We start from the raw sequence: 16,170 nt of genomic DNA on the forward strand, positions 1-16,170 counted from the left end.
TTTTTCGCTGTATTCAATTGGTTCGAGTTCCATTAATTCATCTTTAAAATAGAGAATGAATAAAAGCATTTTGAAATGATTCAGCAACATTGCTATCAGTATTACGATGTATATTGTTAAAAAAGGGAGGGATATGAAAAGATGAAAAATTTCTACAGTTTGATGTCTCTGATGTGTTTAAGCATTGTAAGTCCCTTGACTGTGGCCAAAGATATTCAGGGTAAGGCATTTACCTACCAGGATTGGGAAGTTCATTGTAGTAATACCGGAACCTGTCGGTCAGCAGGTTATCAGAAAGATAGCGACCTTGTACCGGCATCAATTTTACTGACACGCCGGGCTGGAGCAAAACAGCCGGTTCAGGCAGAGTTTGCATTAGCAAATGAAGATCAGGCGGTGGGGAGTAAAAAACTTAAAAATATTCATTTTTATCTGAATAGCAAGGATTATGGTGCCGTCAATCTGGATGCTACGGCCAAGCCTTTAACTGGAACACTGACAACTTCACAACTAAATGCGTTATTACAGTACACCAAGAAAAATGTAAAAATTGTATTTAAAAATAGCGCTTATTCATGGCCGGTTTCTGATTTGGGGATGACTGCCACCTTACTGAAAATGGATGAATTTCAACAACGGATTGGTACAGTCGGGGCGCTCGTCAAAAAGGGAACAAAAAACGAATCCAGTGTTTTAGCTGCCGAGCCAAAACTTATAGTCAAAAAAGTAAAAACCGCTGATAAACCCTATTTAACACTTCAACCGAATAGCACTCAATTTCAGGCATTGCATAGTGTTTTAATGGCAGCACAGCCAGAACTGCAAGATGCCCATGTGTTTTGTGAAGGTATTTATGAAGATGAAAATGCCAAACCTCAGGCCATAGAACTGTATAAACTGACCAATAACAAAGTATTGGCAACCACGCTTTGCTGGCGCGGTGCCTATAATGAAGGCTATGGTGCCTGGGTGCTGGATCAATCCTTAAAAGGTAAAGCTACCTTTGTCACTGAATTTGCTTCAGGTTTTGCATCAGGTGAAATTGGCAGCGCGCAAAAGGGACGCGGCATAGGAGATTGCTGGGCCAGCAGTGAATGGACTTGGGATGGTAAAGCTTTTGTTAAAACTCTCGATCGCTGGTCGGGCATGTGCAAAGGTTTTCCTGGCGGAGTTTGGGATTTGTATCTGATAGAAGCTGTAGTGAAATAAGCCGTTAAAAAGTGATAATGATGAAGCATCTATTTTATTTAAATAGATGCATTTTTCGTCGGTTAATTATGGAAAATGTCGAATGGACTGCGTCATAACGCAACCTCAGCCAATGACCACTTTTTTATTAGCATAAATTAACTGTTATCCAGTTCTGGTTTTAAGCTCAAAATGTTTAAAAAATTGGCAATATTGGCGCATTTTTGAATAAGAAATTCAACAGCGGTGAAGTTAAATTAATAATAAAATCAAAGTACTGTGTTTGAGATTTTACTGATTTTCATATATTTTCACTAGTAAAGCAGCATTGAGCATGAATACGTGAATTTCAAAACAGTCATTTTGATGGGGGGCGTGGGTATTGCTTTACACGGCTGTACCAGCCTGAACAGTTTAAGCTCGGAAGATTCTGTTCAGCAATTTGCTTCAGCACAGGAGCTGATTGTGCAAAAAAATATCAATCAGCCCAATGGACGGGCGAAGGAATATGTCTATGCCTGGGGATCAAAACAAAGTGATCAAGAACCACAGTCGTTATATCCACGAAAGTATTTAAATAATTATTGTTCGGCCAAGCACGGCAAATTTACGCTTTTATATAAAAGTTCCATGTCTTTGGTCAAAAATCTGTCGGATAAAAAACTGCTCTCTGCTTCTGGTAATGTTAAGCAAGGCATAGGGGCATATAAGTGTGTGCAAAATAATGGTCAAAGCTGGATTGCCTCGATTGAACCGGTGGCTGAACGTAAATTGACTGATGGTAGTGATGCACGGGTAGTCAGTCTGCAAACTAAAATCATGTCTGCAGAAGAAGCAAAAAAGTTTTATAAAAATAGCGGAGCGATTACAAACACTACCGATAAAAAGACAACTGCCAATGAGCAAAGCAATAAAAAGGCGTTAAACAAGTCTGCCGCTCAAAAAGAGCTGGAAGTAAAAAAAGACACTGATCTGAAAAAAGAAGTGAAGCCTGCAACAGATCAGGCTGTCAAGGAAACTGTAAAAGTAGCGGAAACGCCACAGCAGCAACAGATGAAATTTTACGTGGCTGCACGCCGTGATTTAAACAGCGGGAAAAATCAGGTGGCCGCCTGTAATAATGCACAACGGGCTTATAATTATGGCAAGTTGCAAGGAACTGAGGGAACCAGAGTCTATACGGAGTCTGGAATGCTGGTGGCACGTTGTTTAACCAGTGTACCAAGTTATAGCAACCGCTTTGCCAATTCCAAAGGACAAGCGGTGAAAGTCTTACAGAACCTGGCCAATAATTATAATCACGCTGGAGCGAAGAATATGCTCAGACAGATGAAGTAAAAAACGATTTTACTCATCTTGATCAGTGTCACGTTCCATCATGCGACGGAACGTGAATATTGAATTTTCAAATCTTAATGTGGCCAGAGTATTACAGGCTAATCGTTGCACCGAGTGCTTTCACAAATTGCGCCATCCAAGCAGGATGGGCAGGCCAAGCTGGAGCAGTGACCAGATGTCCATCCGTTACTGCTTCCGTCACGGCGATGTCAGCATATTGACCACCTGCAAGCTTCACTTCTGCTGCACATGCCGGGTAGGCAGAACAGGTTTTATCTTTAAGTACATCGGCTGCTGCAAGAAGTTGTGCGCCGTGACATACGGCTGCAATCGGTTTTTGAACGGCATCAAACTCACGCACAATTTCCACAACACGTGCATTCATACGTAAGTATTCAGGCGCACGTCCGCCCGGAATCACTAGTCCGACATAATCTGAAGTATTGACCGCATTAAAGTCATAATTGATGGCAAAGTTATGACCGCGCTTTTCGCTATAGGTTTGCTCGCCCTCAAAGTCATGAATGGCTGTAGCGATGCTGTCACCGGTTTTTTTATCCGGGCAGACTGCGTGTACGGTATAGCCCAGACCTGTTAGAAACTGGAATGGCACCATAGTTTCATAGTCTTCAGCATAGTCGCCAACGAGCATCAAGATTTGCTTAGCCATGATTTTTCCCTCTGTTTGAATATGATTTATATTGCTTTTTAATTCACATTAGCACATGCAGATGACAGATATCAGTAAAGGAAAAGTTTCTTTAGTCGAATGAAGGCCTAAGTTAAAACAACAGAATTTTGCCGTAGGATGAACTAGAGATTTGTCATTTTACAGAGTCATAACAGGCTGTACCCTGTGCTTTATGATACAAAGACAGCAGTTCAGAATGGAAATTCGAGTTATGTTGCACAATATTTTTACTGGTTTTAATCGTAGATTCTCCCGAATTGGTGGCTCTCTTTTGATGGCAGCTGCCATTATGGGAACAACACAAGTCGCGGTGGCTGGGCCAACAGTGGATCAGCTGAGTAACTGTTTGGTGAAATCTACTACCGCAGCAGATAAAACCGCCGTATTGCAATGGACTTTTGCAGCTTTGTCTGCACATCCAGATTTGAAGAAATTCAGCAATGTGAATGATGAGCAGAAAACTCAGTTAGATAAGAACTTGGCCACTGTGTTGCAACGCATATTGGTTGAGCAATGTTCAGCTCAGACCAAAGCAGTGATTCAGGCCGAAGGCATGCAGGCTGTGGGTGATAGTTTTCAGGAACTCGGCAGTATTACGGGTGAAGAAATTTTAAAAACGCCAGAAGTGAAAGACCAGCTGAAAGGCGTGGTGCACTATGTAGATTTAAATAAATTGGTGATGACTTTTTTGACGCCAGATGTGTGGAATAAGTTGGGTTCGATTAGAGGGATGTAAGGTATCAGTGCTGGCTTACTTAAATATGGCAGTAATGATTTTAAATAGCCAAATAATAGGATAGAAAATAAATTCGATTCCATCGGCTAAACCTAATCCACGCTGTTTTCTGCGTGGTTCAGGTTGCATTTCAGAGAGTCGTTTACGGCATTTAGGAATCATCAGCAAAATGATGATAATCAGTGCAAATATGCTAATGGCAATTTGGATAGTGAATAGTAAAAGTTCAGGTGTCATTTTTGTTTTTCTTTGATATTTTTGATTTTATAGCATAAATATAATTCTCGCTTGCACTTCTTTTTTAGAAAAACCTCTCCCTAGCCCTCTCCTGGAAGGAGAGGGAATTATTCATTATAGAATTCATGATGGAATTTAATTTGTAATGGAGGCTCCTTCTCCCACTGGGAGAAGGCGGGGGATGAGGGCAATTAGAAGTCACGCATAACAAATGACTTTGAGAGCTGAATGCGCCCTAAGTCTTCGAGTTTGGCGATAGAGGATACTTTTTTGATTCTCATCAGGTTAACTTTCTCTTTTGAGTTTTTCCTTAATATATTTTGCAGAATTTTCAATATCAGGATAAATGGTCGCTTCATTAATACCTAGAAGATCTAATTCCCTTAATATTGTTTCTTTATCCTCATGTTTGATCTTAAATCTTATAATTTCGATATTTTCATTACCGGTAGGTGGTAGCTCATCAGCATATCCAAAGAGTAAAAAAGATCCAGATTGGGCTTGAATTCTTTTGTCTAGTTTTTTGGCTTTAATACAAATGATTTTTTTGAGATCTTGAACCAAGATATTTGGTTCAAAGTATGGTTTTTCACTTCTAATAAAGTGTAAATATTGAGAACAAATAACATCGCCGCAGGGAAGCCTATAGTTGATATTTATTTTTTTATTAACATGGTTTGATATAAATAGAAGATGTTTTTTTATAAAATGAAAGCTTGGAGTATTTTTTGTTATTAATCTACTTATATGATTTTTTTGGTTATCATTAAGTTTAACTAGATTTGCTATGCAGGTTACTTTATCCGAATCATAAAAGCTTATAGAATCTTTTTTTATGAAAAATAATATTACTTCACCATTACTAAATATTTTCTTCTGATATTTATTATCTTTTATAATGATTTCATCATCGGAACTAATTTTTTGTGCAGGGTCATAATCCACAAATGTAAAGTGATGATCAGGATCTTTACATGCAAAATATAGTGCAGTAAGGGGATTGCTTGAAATGTCAAGTAATCTTGTAGGCATACTATAGTGTTGCATTCTAGCTAGTGTATCAATAGCTGAAGGTTCTTGGTTGAAAAAGTTCGGTTCTGCTGTGATTAATTCACGATATAATAAGTGTTCACTACTTTCATAAACCTTTCCATTATTACCATATGGCCTAAACAATGATGGTTTGAGTTTATATGTGTCTTTACTGTGTCCTCTAAAAAAAAATTCATTTATATCCTTTTTATATTTTACATTTGTAATAGATAGTACCTCTTTAATATACTGAGAGACATTTTTTACAAAAATAATTTCTTTATGTTGATATGATATTTGAGATATAGAGGAAAAACCAAAATTAGTTTGAATATTACCTTCAGGAATTAATTTTTGTGGTTTTGGTGGGAATGAGTCTTGAAATTCTAAAAAGTTTTGAAGTATTGAAATTTCTTTAGCTATTGAAAATAAATTAGCTTTTTTGATTGCCCAATGGGTGCGGTAAATTTCTAGCTTAGAAAATAATAATGCACTTGCTAAAATCCTTTTTTCATCATCAATAGCGTGGATTTTTTCTCTGTAATCAATTTTATCTATAAATTCTATTGATTCATAATCGTCCAGTTCTTTAGTAATCAATTTTTTAAAAGTAGCAGTAATTTTTTTATTATTTTCATCAAAGATAATGGTGTCAGTGATTTTTGCTAAAGTAATTGAATATTTTAAGTTTTCAAAAGCAATTATTGTTGGATAATATTTTATTTCATATAAAAAATTATCGATAGCTTCTCTGAAATTATTATATATTTCTTCATTAGTGTGTTCTAAAAATCTATAAGTAGGTAAGGTAATTGAAAATGTTGGTTGCCCGAAACCATCTATTTCTGATGGATCATTTACAACAATAAGATTAAAGAACATATTTTTCATAAAAAACCCCGCATTAAGCGAGGTTTTTATAACATGAAATCAATTGATTAGCTAATAAATCAACCAATCAATTTCTTCATCAATTCATTCACTTGTGCAGGGTTAGCTTTACCTTTAGACGCTTTCATTACTTGACCAACAAGACCGTTGAAAGCTTTCTCTTTACCAGATTTATACTCTTCAACCATCTTCTCGTTCGCTGCAAGCACTTCCTTAATAATCGCTTCAATCGCGCCTGTATCAGTTTCCTGTTTCAAGCCTTTTTCAGCAATAATTTCATCCGCAGTTTTGCCTTCGTCCCACATAAAGCCGAACACTTGTTTCGCGATCTTACCGCTAATGGTGTTGTCTACAATACGCGCGATCATACCGCCAAGTTTTTCCGCAGATACAGGAGAGTCATGAAGCTCAAGGCTAGCTTTGTTTAAAGCACCTGAGAATTCGCCCATTACCCAGTTTGCAGACACTTTACCTTGAGCAGCGCCGCCAGCAGCTTTCACCACATCTTCGTAAAATTCTGACATTTCACGAGTCAGCGTCAATACATGCGCATCGTACTCAGTCACACCAAAGTCCGCCACGAAACGCGCACGACGCGCAGCAGGAAGCTCAGGCATAGTCGCTTTAATTGCTTCGATTTGCGCATCTGCAATAATCACAGGCAACAAGTCTGGATCAGGGAAGTAGCGGTAATCGTTGGCTTCTTCCTTTGAACGCATTGAACGTGTTTCCATCTTCACAGGATCGAACAAACGTGTTTCTTGGTCGATGGTGCCGTCCCATTCCAAGATTTCCATTTGACGTTCAATTTCAACATTGATCGCTTGTTCAATGAAACGGAATGAGTTGAGGTTTTTCAATTCACAACGTGTACCGAACGGTTGACCCGGACGACGCAGCGACACGTTACAGTCGGCACGGAAAGAACCTTCTGCCATGTTACCGTCAGAGATACCTAACCAACGCACCAAAGTATGAATCGCTTTAATATAAGCAACCGCTTCTTCAACCGAACGCATATCGGGTTCAGATACGATTTCAAGTAAAGGCGTACCCGCACGGTTTAAATCGATACCTGACATGCCTTCAAATTGGTCATGAATCGATTTACCCGCATCTTCCTCAAGGTGTGCACGTGTTACGCCAATGCGTTTAACTGTGCCATCTTCAAGTTGGATATCGATATGACCCAAGCCCACAATCGGATTGTCCATTTGGCTAATTTGGTAGCCTTTAGGTGAGTCAGGGTAAAAATAGTTTTTACGTGCAAACACAGACGCTTGGTCGATGTAAGCATCGATACCCAAACCAAAGCGAATCGCAAGATCAACCACTTCTTTGTTCAATACTGGCAATACGCCCGGCATCGCCAAATCAACAAGGCTGGCTTGAGTATTTGGGTCTTGACCAAAAGTCGTTGAAGAACCTGAGAAAATTTTAGTGTTGGTGGCAAGCTGAGTGTGAATCTCAATACCAATCACCACTTCCCAACCATCAATCAGGTTAGACTTAGGTTTCGCAGCATTTTTAGCCATTATGCGTTCTCCTCAGCAATTGCAGCGCGTTTTGTATGCCAATCGGTTGCTTGTTGGTACTGATGCACCACAGACAACAATTGCGATTCTGACCAGTAGTTACCAATCAGCTGTAAGCCAACAGGTAAGTTGTCTTTGTCAAAACCTACAGGCGCGTTAATTGCAGGTAAGCCTGCCAAGTTCACCGCGATGGTGTAAATGTCACCCAAGTACATTTCAACTGGAGAGAGGTTTGCACCAATCTTATACGCTGTCGTTGGTGCAGCAGGAGCAGCAATCACATCTACAGATTCAAATGCTTTTAAGAAGTCTTGTTGGATTAAACGACGTACTTTTTGTGCTTTTACATAATAAGCATCGTAATAACCCGCAGAAAGCGCGTATGTACCAATCAAGATACGTTGCTGTACTTCTTTACCAAAACCTTCTGAACGTGAACGTTTGTACAAGTCCATTAAGTCCACCGGGTTTTCACAGCGGTAGCCATAACGTACGCCGTCAAAACGCTGTAAGTTAGAAGATGCTTCAGCAGGAGCAATCAGGTAGTAAGTCGGAACATAAGCATCGGTCATGCTGAGATCAATCTCAACCAAAGTTGCGCCCATTTCTTCTAACTTTTTCAGTGATTCTTCAACGCGTGCTTTTACATCAGCATCTAAGCCAGCAACATTAAAGTACTGTTTAGGAATACCAATGCGTAAACTTTTTACAGATGTGCCGTTTAAGTTTGCAACGTAGTTGTCTACGTCTTTTTCAACCGAAGTTGAGTCTTTGGCGTCATGACCGGCCATCACGTTCATCAGGTAGGCACAGTCTTCAGCCGAACGCGCCATTGGGCCGCCTTGGTCTAAAGATGATGCATACGCAATCATACCAAAACGAGAAACACGACCATAAGTCGGTTTAAGACCAGTTAAACCACAGAAAGAAGCAGGCTGACGAATAGAACCGCCTGTGTCTGTACCTGTTGCAAACGGAGCAAGGTCAGCAGCAACTGCCGCAGCAGAACCACCTGATGAACCGCCCGGTACATGGCTTAAGTTCCACGGGTTAGCCGTTGCGCCGTAGTAAGAGTTCTCAGAAGTTGACCCCATGGCAAACTCGTCCATGTTCACTTTACCTAAAGTGACAAGGCCCGCAGCTTTACCTTTCGCTACAACGGTCGCGTCGTAAGGAGAGATAAAATTGTCCAGCATTTTAGAACCAGCTGTGGTTTTAATGCCTTGGGTACAGAAAATATCTTTATGTGCAATCGGCACACCAGTTAATGCTGTTGCATTACCCGCTTTAATAGCCGCATCCGCTGCATCGGCTTGAGCAAGTGCCTGTTCAGCAGTCACAGTCACATAAGACTTCACTTGCGCATCAATTTTTTCAATGCGTTTTAAATAATGTTCAGTCAATTCGCGAGAAGAGAATTTAGCACTTGCCAAACCCTCAGAAAGTTCACGAATTGATAAGCGATGTAAATCAGTCATGAGAAATATTTCTTTACGTTTAATTTAACAAAAATGGTTAACTGAATGGAAATTATTCAATCACGCGAGGAACAAGGTACAAGCCTTCTTGCACAGCAGGTGCAACAGCTTGATATTCTTCACGATGATTTTCTTCAGTTACCACGTCTTCACGTAAGGGTTGCGGATTGTCAAATGGGCTTTTAAGTGGCTCAACACCTTCAGTGTCAATGCCTTTTAAGGTTTCCATCATGCCTAAAATTTTATTTAGACTTTGAGCATATTCAGCAGATTGCGTATCATTCAGCGATAAACGTGCGAGATGTGCAATCCCTGAAACTGTTTGTGCATTTAAATCTGCAGAATGCTGTGCATCCGATGTAGACATAATATTACCTAATCAGTATTAAAAAAATTCAAAATATCGTGCGTTATAATAAGCGATTGACTTGTTCAAATCATCACATTTAGTTAAAGTTGCCACCTTGCGTCCACATAAAGTTTAATCGAGAACGTCTCCGTGATTCTAAAAAGACTAATTGGCTTGTTTTCGCCCGATCTAGCCATTGATTTAGGTACAGCAAATACACTTATTTATGCACCAGGACGAGGCATTATATTAAATGAACCGACTGTTGTGGCAATTCGTCACAGTGGTTCACAAAAAATCGTTGCCGCTGTTGGTCTTGATGCTAAACAAATGCTTGGTCGTACTCCTGCGAATATTACCGCAATCCGCCCAATGAAAGATGGTGTGATTGCCGATTTCGAAGTCACCGAAACCATGCTGAACCAGTTTATTGGTAAAGTGCATGAAAAGCGTTTGTTTCCACCGGCACCGCGTGTTGTCGTCTGTGTACCATGCAAATCGACATTGGTTGAGCGCCGTGCCATTCGTGAAGCGGTTTTCAATGCCGGTGCACGTGATGTGCGTTTAATTGAAGAGCCAATGGCAGCAGCAATTGGTGCCGGTATGCCGGTTGAGCAGGCTTGCGGTTCTATGGTTGTGGATGTAGGCGGTGGTACCACAGAAATTGCGATTATTTCATTACAAGGCTGTGTATACGCAGATTCTCTACGTATCGGTGGTGACGTATTTGATGAACAGATCATCAACTACGTGCGTAAGGCGCATGGCTGCGTAATTGGTGAAACGACTGCCGAAGTGATTAAAAAAGAAGTCGGCATGGCCTTGCCAGATCCTGATTCGAAAACACTTGAGATTGAAGTGCGCGGTCGTAACCTGGCTGAAGGTGTACCTCGTGCCATTACCGTGACTTCTGATGAAATTACCCAAGCGATTTCAGATCCATTACAAAATATTGTTTCTGCTGTGAAATCAGCACTTGAGCAAACACCTCCTGAATTGTCGTCTGACATTGCAGAACGTGGCATTGTATTGACGGGTGGCGGTGCATTGCTTCGTAACCTGGACAAATTACTTGCCCAAGAAACAGGTTTGCCAGTTGTTGTGGCTGAAGATCCGTTGACTTGTGTAACGCGTGGTGGTGGTAAAGTCTTGGAATTCTTTGATAATCCAAATCACGACATGTTATTTGTAGGTTAAGTTAAGGACAAGGCGGGTGCAAACACAACTGTTTTCTCGACAACCGCCATCTTTTCGCTCATTTATCATTGCGGTCATCACATGTCTGGTTGTGCTGTTTTTTAACTGGCGCATGCCACATGTGATTCAGCCCGCACGTGATGTCTTGTATGCGGCATATAACCCCATATATGCCATAGCAAGTTATCCGGTGTTATCGCGAGAATGGCTCAATCAACAAACCAAGTCTGAAGCCCAGTTACGTCGTGAAAATACCGCGATGCAAGCCGAGCTGTTACAGGCTCAGGTCCGTCTGCAAAAATTATCTGAACTGTCTGCGGAAAATACCCGTCTGAGGGGCTTATTAGATACGCCTCTGATCATTGACGGACGTATGGAAATTGCAGAAGTGATTGGTACCGATGCAGATCCACTCAGACATATTATTGTGATTAACCGTGGTGCCAGCAGTCAGCTCAAAGTCGGTCAAACCGTTTTGGATGATAAAGGGATCATGGGGCAAATTATCAATGTCTATCCGCACAGTAGCCGCATTATGTTGTTGTCTGACAAAGAACACTCACTGTCAGTACGTCTGGAACATACTGGAATGCGTGCCATTGTCTCGGGTACTGGTGATTTAGGTCATTTGAAAATGGAATATGTACCTACCAGTGCTAACATCAAGGTGGGTGAAAAAGTGTATAGCTCAGGTTTGGGAGCACATTTCCCGGCAGGCTATCTGGTCGGAACGGTCTCTAAAGTGAGTCGTCACAATTCGGGTGAATTTGCCCAGATTGAAGTGATTCCGGCAGCACAATTGTCCGGTGGCCATCATGTAGTGGTGTTATTTTCTGATTCCTTAGCGATGGAGCAGCCTTATGCTAAGCGCTAAATTACCTTCGGAAAATCACCGTGATCCGCTGATTGCGATTATCGCGTCAGTGATTATCTGTTCAGTATTGACGGTTTACCCGCTCTCTTATGCGGTCTCAGGTGCACGTCCCTTATTCATGCTGTTGGTGATGCTGTTTTGGGTGATGAGCCAACCGACTTGGTGCGGGATCTGGTTCGCCTTTGCGACGGGTATTTTCACTGATCTGTTAATCGATGCTCCTTTGGGCATGAATGCCTTAACCTTTGTGATCATTACCTTTATTGCCAGATTTCTGACTCGAGAACGACGCATTTTGACTTTTGGAAATTTGTGGGTCATTAGTTTCTTGGCGATATTGGCACATTTATTTATGATCTGGATTGCTCAAATTATGGGGGGCTTGCAGTTTTCAATTGCCAGACACTGGCAGCCCTTATTGAGTAGCATCTTCATTTTCCCGATCATGTATTTCATGTTAAGAAAATGGCGCGTTTAATTCTTGCTTCGAGTTCTCCGCGTCGTCGGGAACTCTTGCAGCAATTGGGTCTGGAGTTCGAGATCTTTAGTCCGGAGATTGATGAGTCTATTCTTCAGGGCGAAGATATTGCTGCTTATGTGGAGCGTCTAGCCTGTAGCAAGGCTCAGGTGGTTTTAAATCAATTTCCAGATGCGATTGTGATTGCCGCAGATACCAGTGTGGCAGTCGATCAGCACATTTTAGGCAAACCTGAATCAAAACAACATGCTTTTGCCATGTGGGAGCTGATATCCGGGCGAAAACATGATGTTTTTTCAGGTGTTTGTGTGCGTACAAGTGCTGAAAAATCAAGTATAGTAGTACGAACGCAGGTCGAGTTTCAACAATTAAGTCTCGATGATATGGAAAATTATTGGGCAACAGCAGAACCGATCGGCAAAGCGGGTGGTTATGCCATACAGGGTATCGCATCGCGGTATATTCCCCGCATTGAAGGCAGCTATAGCAATGTCGTAGGCTTGCCTTTACATGAAACCGTACAGTTATTACAGGCAGTTAAGGCACTAAATTAACTGACCTCAAAAGAATTTTTATAATGTTTTGAGTTTTATTATGTCTGACGAATTGTTGATTAATGTCACACCTATGGAATGTCGTGTGGCCTTAATTCAAAACGGTACGGTCAATGAATTATTTGTTGAACGTACGGTCAAGCGTGGATTGGTGGGCAATATTTATAAGGGCAAAGTAGTGCGCGTACTTCCCGGTATGCAGGCTGCTTTTGTCGATATCGGACTGTCACGGACTGCTTTTTTACATATCAATGATATGGTCTGGCCACGTAATCAGCCTACGCCCAATGTTTTTGAACTGCTGCAACCGGGCCAAATTCTCACTGTTCAGGTAATGAAGGACATGCTCGGCACCAAAGGGGCACGTTTAAGTACTGATCTTTCCATTCCTTCACGTTATCTGGTGCTCATGCCTTATGGGCATCATATTGGCGTATCCCAACGGATTGAGTCTGAACAGGAACGTGATCGTTTGCGCTCCATGATTGAGCGCATTCAGGCTGAACATAAATTGCCAGGCAGTGTGATTGTCCGTACTGCAGCAGAAGGTATTCCAGAATCGGAAATTGCCCAAGACATGGTATATTTGGCCAAACTTTGGGAATTTATCCAGCGTAAACAGAAAAGTATTGCTGTACCGTCACTCATTTTTGAAGAATTGCCTCTTCCACAGCGGGTGATTCGCGACTTGGCCAACGAAGATACTGCTAAAATTTCTGTCGATTCACGTGAAATTCATGCCAAGCTGCAAGAGTTTGTGCTGGAATTCGTGCCAAGTATGCAAAGTCGGCTGATTCACTATCCGGGTGAACGACCGATCTTCGATTTATACAATGTCGAAGAAGACATTCAAAAGGCCTTACAAACCCGTGTCGCACTCAAGTCTGGTGGTTATTTGATGATCGATCAGACTGAAGCCATGACTACCATTGACGTTAATACCGGTTCTTATGTTGGTGGTCGTACACTTGAAGACACGGTATTTAAAACCAATATGGAAGCGACGCAGGTCATTGCAAGACAGTTGCGCTTACGCAATTTGGGCGGCATCATTATTATTGACTTCATTGACATGCAGGAAGCACAGCATCGTGAAGAGGTGATGAGTCAGTTTGAGCGTATGCTGGAACGTGATCATGCCAAAACCAAAATTACCCAGGTTTCCGAGCTAGGCTTGGTGGAAATGACCCGTAAGCGTACCCGTGAATCTTTAGAACACCTATTATGTGAATCATGTCCAACCTGTCAGGGACGGGGCTATGTGAAAACTGCAGAGACCGTGTGTTACGAAATTTTTCGGGAAATTTTAAGATATGCGCGTGCTTTTGAATCAAAAAGTGGCTTTACGGTTGTTGCGCATCCATCTGTGATTGACCGATTGTTAACAGCTGAAGCACCGGCAGTGGCCGATTTAGAGCACTTTATAGGGCGTGTAATCAAATTTCAGGTGGAAAATCTGTATACGCAAGAGCAATACGATATCATTCTGAGTTGAAATTGTAACAGAATATCGTTAAACACTTGTTACATCTGAAATTTTACTTTCGAAGTGTAATTTTGAATACTAGTCATACACAGTAGCCAAAGCCAAATTCTCCCTTTTTTGGCTTAGCAAAAAGAAGAGGTATGACATGAGTATGAGCCAAAAAATTATTAAACAAAGTTTGAATGTTCTAGATAAAAAACCTGCTCACAATGGTTATATTGTAGATGAGCAAGGCAAAGAAGTTCAGATTACGGCTGCCATGATTCGTTCTGTATGCCATCAGTTATTAAATCAGTGTCGTGCAATTAAAAATTAAGGGGCATTTAAATGCCCCTTAATTAATTCATTATTCATCTTTATTGGTTGCGGTTAGCTCACCGCCTGTAGCTTTGGGGTATCTTGCCCAACAATCTCTTCAAATCGTTGAATTTCATCTTCAAGATGTGTAAGCAGATTTTGCATTTTTGGTAATGCATTTCTACAACCGGTTAAACCAACTTCCAGCTTATCTAAATAGCTCGTCATGGTGATATTTAGTGCTTGTCCATCCAATACAATGGAAGCAGGGTATAGCGCATCCAATTTTGCCCCATTCCAATAAAGGGGTTCACGTGGTCCAGGAACATTAGAGATCACAATATTGAATGCCTGATGCTTTGGCATTACTCCTGATACAATGTTTAAGCCCGCTGCACCATATACCAAAGCGCTATAATTTAAAATTTGGCTTGAATTCATACGCTTAAAGCGTTGTTTGGCATTTAACACGCTACCGCGAATAATTTGCAGACGTTCTAGTGGTGTTTCTTTATGCGTACCCAGATTGGCTAAAATCATGGTAATGCGGTTAGAAACCTCAGAATCATCATCACGAACGGAAGCAGGTACCATCGCAATCAATGGTTTTTTAGGTAAAGCCTGCTGGCTAATCAGATACTCACGTAATGCACCTGAGCAAATAGCCAGTACTACATCATTAATAGTTACACCGAGTGCTTTTGCAATTCGGCTTAAACGACCAAGCTCAAAGGATTGTGCTGCAAAACGACGAGAAGAACTGACCCGTTGGTTTAAAATGCTGCTTGGGGCCTGAAAGCTGGAAACATAGTCTGGATTACGCCCCATATCTTTACAAATGGTCTGTGAAAGTTCATACATGACTTTGGGGGTAGCATCTAGTTGCTGCTTTAAAGTCCCCATAATTTTTTTCACACGACTGGCTTTAGGTTCTTTTAAACGCTTGGCACGCGGACCTTCGACACACCAAGGTGGCACAATGCTTTTGGTATTTGGATCATGAGATAGGGATTTCTCGACCAGACGCATGCCGGCAATGCCATCTACCATGGCATGATGAATTTTGAAATACATGGCAAAGCGGTTGCCTTCAATGCCTTCGATAATATGACAGGTCCAGAGTGGTTTTGCACGGTCAATCAGGGAGCTGTGCTCTTGTGAAATATAAGTCAGTAATTCACGGATTCGACCAGGATGAGGTAGGGCGATATGACGGAAGTGATGATCCAGATCAAATTCTTGATCTTCATCCCAAAACAAACCGTTCAATTTATTGTTAAAGGGAGGGACCGGAATAGATTTGGATGTACGAATGTCGGTGACTAAGTCTTGAATAAAAGTATCAGGTGCATTGTCTGGAATTTGAAATAGAAAAAGTCCACCAACATGCATGGGTTGCTGGCGTTTTTCTAGAGACAGAAAAATGAAGTCAATTGGATGTAATGGACGCATAGCGCTGGATGCCTCACTGCATTGTCATGGCTGTTCTTGTATGAACAGACTTGTTAGAATTATTTAAATCGTGTTTGCAGTATAACTTTTTTCAAAGATAAAAGTATTGATATAAGTGTAATCAAAAGTGAAAAAACCACTGTTTTTCAGTGGCTTTTTTTTAAATAACCCGAATCGCGGATAAGAAAATGACTTGAAAAATAAGAGGACTAGAGCCATCAGTTGAGTTGCCACACAAAACCTAAAGCCCTAGTCCTGATGTTCAATAGTACCGAATTATTCTGCGTAATTGATGATTTCTTTCTGAAATTTGAAGCAACTTATTGGAAATTTCTCAAACAAAGCCGTCATTCGTTA

At 41.1% G+C, this 16,170-nt stretch carries 16 protein-coding genes and 1 pseudogene; 10 read left to right on the forward strand and 7 right to left on the reverse strand.

Annotated elements, in window-relative coordinates; translation table 11 throughout:
* Window positions 1-141 precede the first annotated feature (141 nt).
* Both FB6_RS03645 and FB6_RS03650 read left to right on the forward strand, forming a co-directional pair.
* Entirely contained in the window at window positions 142-1,209 is a 1,068-nt protein-coding gene (locus FB6_RS03645; RefSeq protein WP_174558695.1) for a DUF1176 domain-containing protein, read from the forward strand.
* 321 nt (window positions 1,210-1,530) lie between these two features.
* Window positions 1,531-2,526, forward strand: a complete 996-nt coding sequence (locus FB6_RS03650) for a hypothetical protein (protein WP_174558696.1) — start codon at window positions 1,531-1,533, stop codon at window positions 2,524-2,526.
* 91 nt (window positions 2,527-2,617) lie between these two features.
* On the opposite strand, the gene FB6_RS03655 is transcribed toward FB6_RS03650, so the two are convergent.
* Complete coding sequence (locus FB6_RS03655; RefSeq protein ID WP_174558697.1) at window positions 2,618-3,196, reverse strand: DJ-1/PfpI family protein; 579 nt, start codon at window positions 3,194-3,196, stop codon at window positions 2,618-2,620.
* A 232-nt stretch (window positions 3,197-3,428) separates the two neighbouring features.
* Here FB6_RS03655 and FB6_RS03660 point away from each other — a divergent pair, with 232 nt between their 5' ends.
* On the forward strand, window positions 3,429-3,953 hold the full coding sequence (locus tag FB6_RS03660; protein WP_174558713.1) for a hypothetical protein: 525 nt from the start codon (window positions 3,429-3,431) through the stop codon (window positions 3,951-3,953).
* 15 nt (window positions 3,954-3,968) lie between these two features.
* Here the strand turns inward: FB6_RS03660 and FB6_RS03665 are convergent, their stop codons facing one another.
* The 5 genes from FB6_RS03665 to gatC all read right to left on the reverse strand — a co-directional run bounded on the left by FB6_RS03665 (window position 3,969) and on the right by gatC (window position 9,493).
* Window positions 3,969-4,190 (reverse strand): hypothetical protein, encoded by a 222-nt coding sequence (locus FB6_RS03665; RefSeq protein WP_174558698.1) that lies wholly within the window; start codon window positions 4,188-4,190, stop codon window positions 3,969-3,971.
* Between the two features lie 285 nt (window positions 4,191-4,475).
* Complete coding sequence (locus FB6_RS03670) at window positions 4,476-6,113, reverse strand: FRG domain-containing protein (RefSeq protein ID WP_174558699.1); 1,638 nt, start codon at window positions 6,111-6,113, stop codon at window positions 4,476-4,478.
* A gap of 59 nt (window positions 6,114-6,172) precedes the next feature.
* A complete protein-coding gene (gatB, locus tag FB6_RS03675) occupies window positions 6,173-7,648 on the reverse strand; it encodes an Asp-tRNA(Asn)/Glu-tRNA(Gln) amidotransferase subunit GatB (protein ID WP_174558700.1) in 1,476 nt (491 codons plus the stop codon).
* Window positions 7,648-9,126, reverse strand: coding sequence for an Asp-tRNA(Asn)/Glu-tRNA(Gln) amidotransferase subunit GatA (gene gatA / locus FB6_RS03680; protein ID WP_174558701.1), 1,479 nt, complete (start codon window positions 9,124-9,126; stop codon window positions 7,648-7,650). The genes gatB and gatA overlap by 1 nt, the downstream gene beginning before the upstream one ends.
* Before the next feature lie 52 nt (window positions 9,127-9,178).
* Window positions 9,179-9,493, reverse strand: a complete 315-nt coding sequence (gene gatC / locus FB6_RS03685) for an Asp-tRNA(Asn)/Glu-tRNA(Gln) amidotransferase subunit GatC (protein WP_174558702.1) — start codon at window positions 9,491-9,493, stop codon at window positions 9,179-9,181.
* Window positions 9,494-9,625: 132 nt separating this feature from the next.
* On the opposite strand from gatC, the gene FB6_RS03690 reads away from it, so the two are divergent.
* The 6 genes from FB6_RS03690 to FB6_RS03715 all read left to right on the forward strand — a co-directional run bounded on the left by FB6_RS03690 (window position 9,626) and on the right by FB6_RS03715 (window position 14,380).
* Window positions 9,626-10,672 (forward strand): rod shape-determining protein, encoded by a 1,047-nt coding sequence (locus FB6_RS03690; RefSeq protein ID WP_174558703.1) that lies wholly within the window; start codon window positions 9,626-9,628, stop codon window positions 10,670-10,672.
* A gap of 16 nt (window positions 10,673-10,688) precedes the next feature.
* The gene (gene mreC, locus FB6_RS03695) at window positions 10,689-11,546 is read left to right on the forward strand and encodes a rod shape-determining protein MreC (RefSeq protein ID WP_174558704.1); all 858 of its coding nucleotides are present in this window, start codon (window positions 10,689-10,691) and stop codon (window positions 11,544-11,546) included.
* Window positions 11,533-12,024: a rod shape-determining protein MreD gene (gene mreD / locus FB6_RS03700; protein ID WP_174558705.1), complete on the forward strand. Its 492-nt coding sequence runs from the start codon at window positions 11,533-11,535 to the stop codon at window positions 12,022-12,024. Before mreC ends, mreD begins: the two co-directional genes overlap by 14 nt.
* Window positions 12,012-12,578 (forward strand): Maf family nucleotide pyrophosphatase, encoded by a 567-nt coding sequence (locus FB6_RS03705; protein WP_174558706.1) that lies wholly within the window; start codon window positions 12,012-12,014, stop codon window positions 12,576-12,578. Before mreD ends, FB6_RS03705 begins: the two co-directional genes overlap by 13 nt.
* 40 nt (window positions 12,579-12,618) lie before the next feature.
* The gene (gene rng, locus FB6_RS03710; protein ID WP_174558707.1) at window positions 12,619-14,073 is read left to right on the forward strand and encodes a ribonuclease G; all 1,455 of its coding nucleotides are present in this window, start codon (window positions 12,619-12,621) and stop codon (window positions 14,071-14,073) included.
* A 136-nt stretch (window positions 14,074-14,209) separates the two neighbouring features.
* On the forward strand, window positions 14,210-14,380 hold the full coding sequence (locus tag FB6_RS03715; protein WP_174558708.1) for a PA1571 family protein: 171 nt from the start codon (window positions 14,210-14,212) through the stop codon (window positions 14,378-14,380).
* A gap of 53 nt (window positions 14,381-14,433) precedes the next feature.
* Here FB6_RS03715 and FB6_RS03720 read toward each other — a convergent pair whose 3' ends face one another.
* Entirely contained in the window at window positions 14,434-15,813 is a 1,380-nt protein-coding gene (locus FB6_RS03720) for a WS/DGAT/MGAT family O-acyltransferase (protein ID WP_174558709.1), read from the reverse strand.
* A 258-nt stretch (window positions 15,814-16,071) separates the two neighbouring features.
* On the opposite strand from FB6_RS03720, the pseudogene FB6_RS03725 reads away from it, so the two are divergent.
* A pseudogene (locus FB6_RS03725) lies at window positions 16,072-16,170 on the forward strand (IS982 family transposase); the annotation flags it as partial.

The sequence above is a fragment of the Acinetobacter bouvetii genome (assembly GCF_902753875.1).
GTDB lineage: Bacteria > Pseudomonadota > Gammaproteobacteria > Pseudomonadales > Moraxellaceae > Acinetobacter > Acinetobacter bouvetii_A.

Bases quoted from the DNA above. Each gene is read 5' to 3' on its own strand.
- FB6_RS03715 (WP_174558708.1), top strand. From the start codon at position 14,210: ATGAGTATGAGCCAAAAAATTATTAAACAAAGTTTGAATGTTCTAGAT.
- gatA (WP_174558701.1), bottom strand. From the start codon at position 9,126: ATGACTGATTTACATCGCTTATCAATTCGTGAACTTTCTGAGGGTTTG.
- gatC (WP_174558702.1), bottom strand. From the start codon at position 9,493: ATGTCTACATCGGATGCACAGCATTCTGCAGATTTAAATGCACAAACA.
- rng (WP_174558707.1), top strand. From the start codon at position 12,619: ATGTCTGACGAATTGTTGATTAATGTCACACCTATGGAATGTCGTGTG.
- FB6_RS03670 (WP_174558699.1), bottom strand. From the start codon at position 6,113: ATGAAAAATATGTTCTTTAATCTTATTGTTGTAAATGATCCATCAGAA.
- FB6_RS03705 (WP_174558706.1), top strand. From the start codon at position 12,012: ATGGCGCGTTTAATTCTTGCTTCGAGTTCTCCGCGTCGTCGGGAACTC.
- FB6_RS03655 (WP_174558697.1), bottom strand. From the start codon at position 3,196: ATGGCTAAGCAAATCTTGATGCTCGTTGGCGACTATGCTGAAGACTAT.
- FB6_RS03720 (WP_174558709.1), bottom strand. From the start codon at position 15,813: ATGCGTCCATTACATCCAATTGACTTCATTTTTCTGTCTCTAGAAAAA.
- gatB (WP_174558700.1), bottom strand. From the start codon at position 7,648: ATGGCTAAAAATGCTGCGAAACCTAAGTCTAACCTGATTGATGGTTGG.
- FB6_RS03645 (WP_174558695.1), top strand. From the start codon at position 142: ATGAAAAATTTCTACAGTTTGATGTCTCTGATGTGTTTAAGCATTGTA.
- mreD (WP_174558705.1), top strand. From the start codon at position 11,533: ATGCTAAGCGCTAAATTACCTTCGGAAAATCACCGTGATCCGCTGATT.
- FB6_RS03660 (WP_174558713.1), top strand. From the start codon at position 3,429: ATGTTGCACAATATTTTTACTGGTTTTAATCGTAGATTCTCCCGAATT.
- FB6_RS03665 (WP_174558698.1), bottom strand. From the start codon at position 4,190: ATGACACCTGAACTTTTACTATTCACTATCCAAATTGCCATTAGCATA.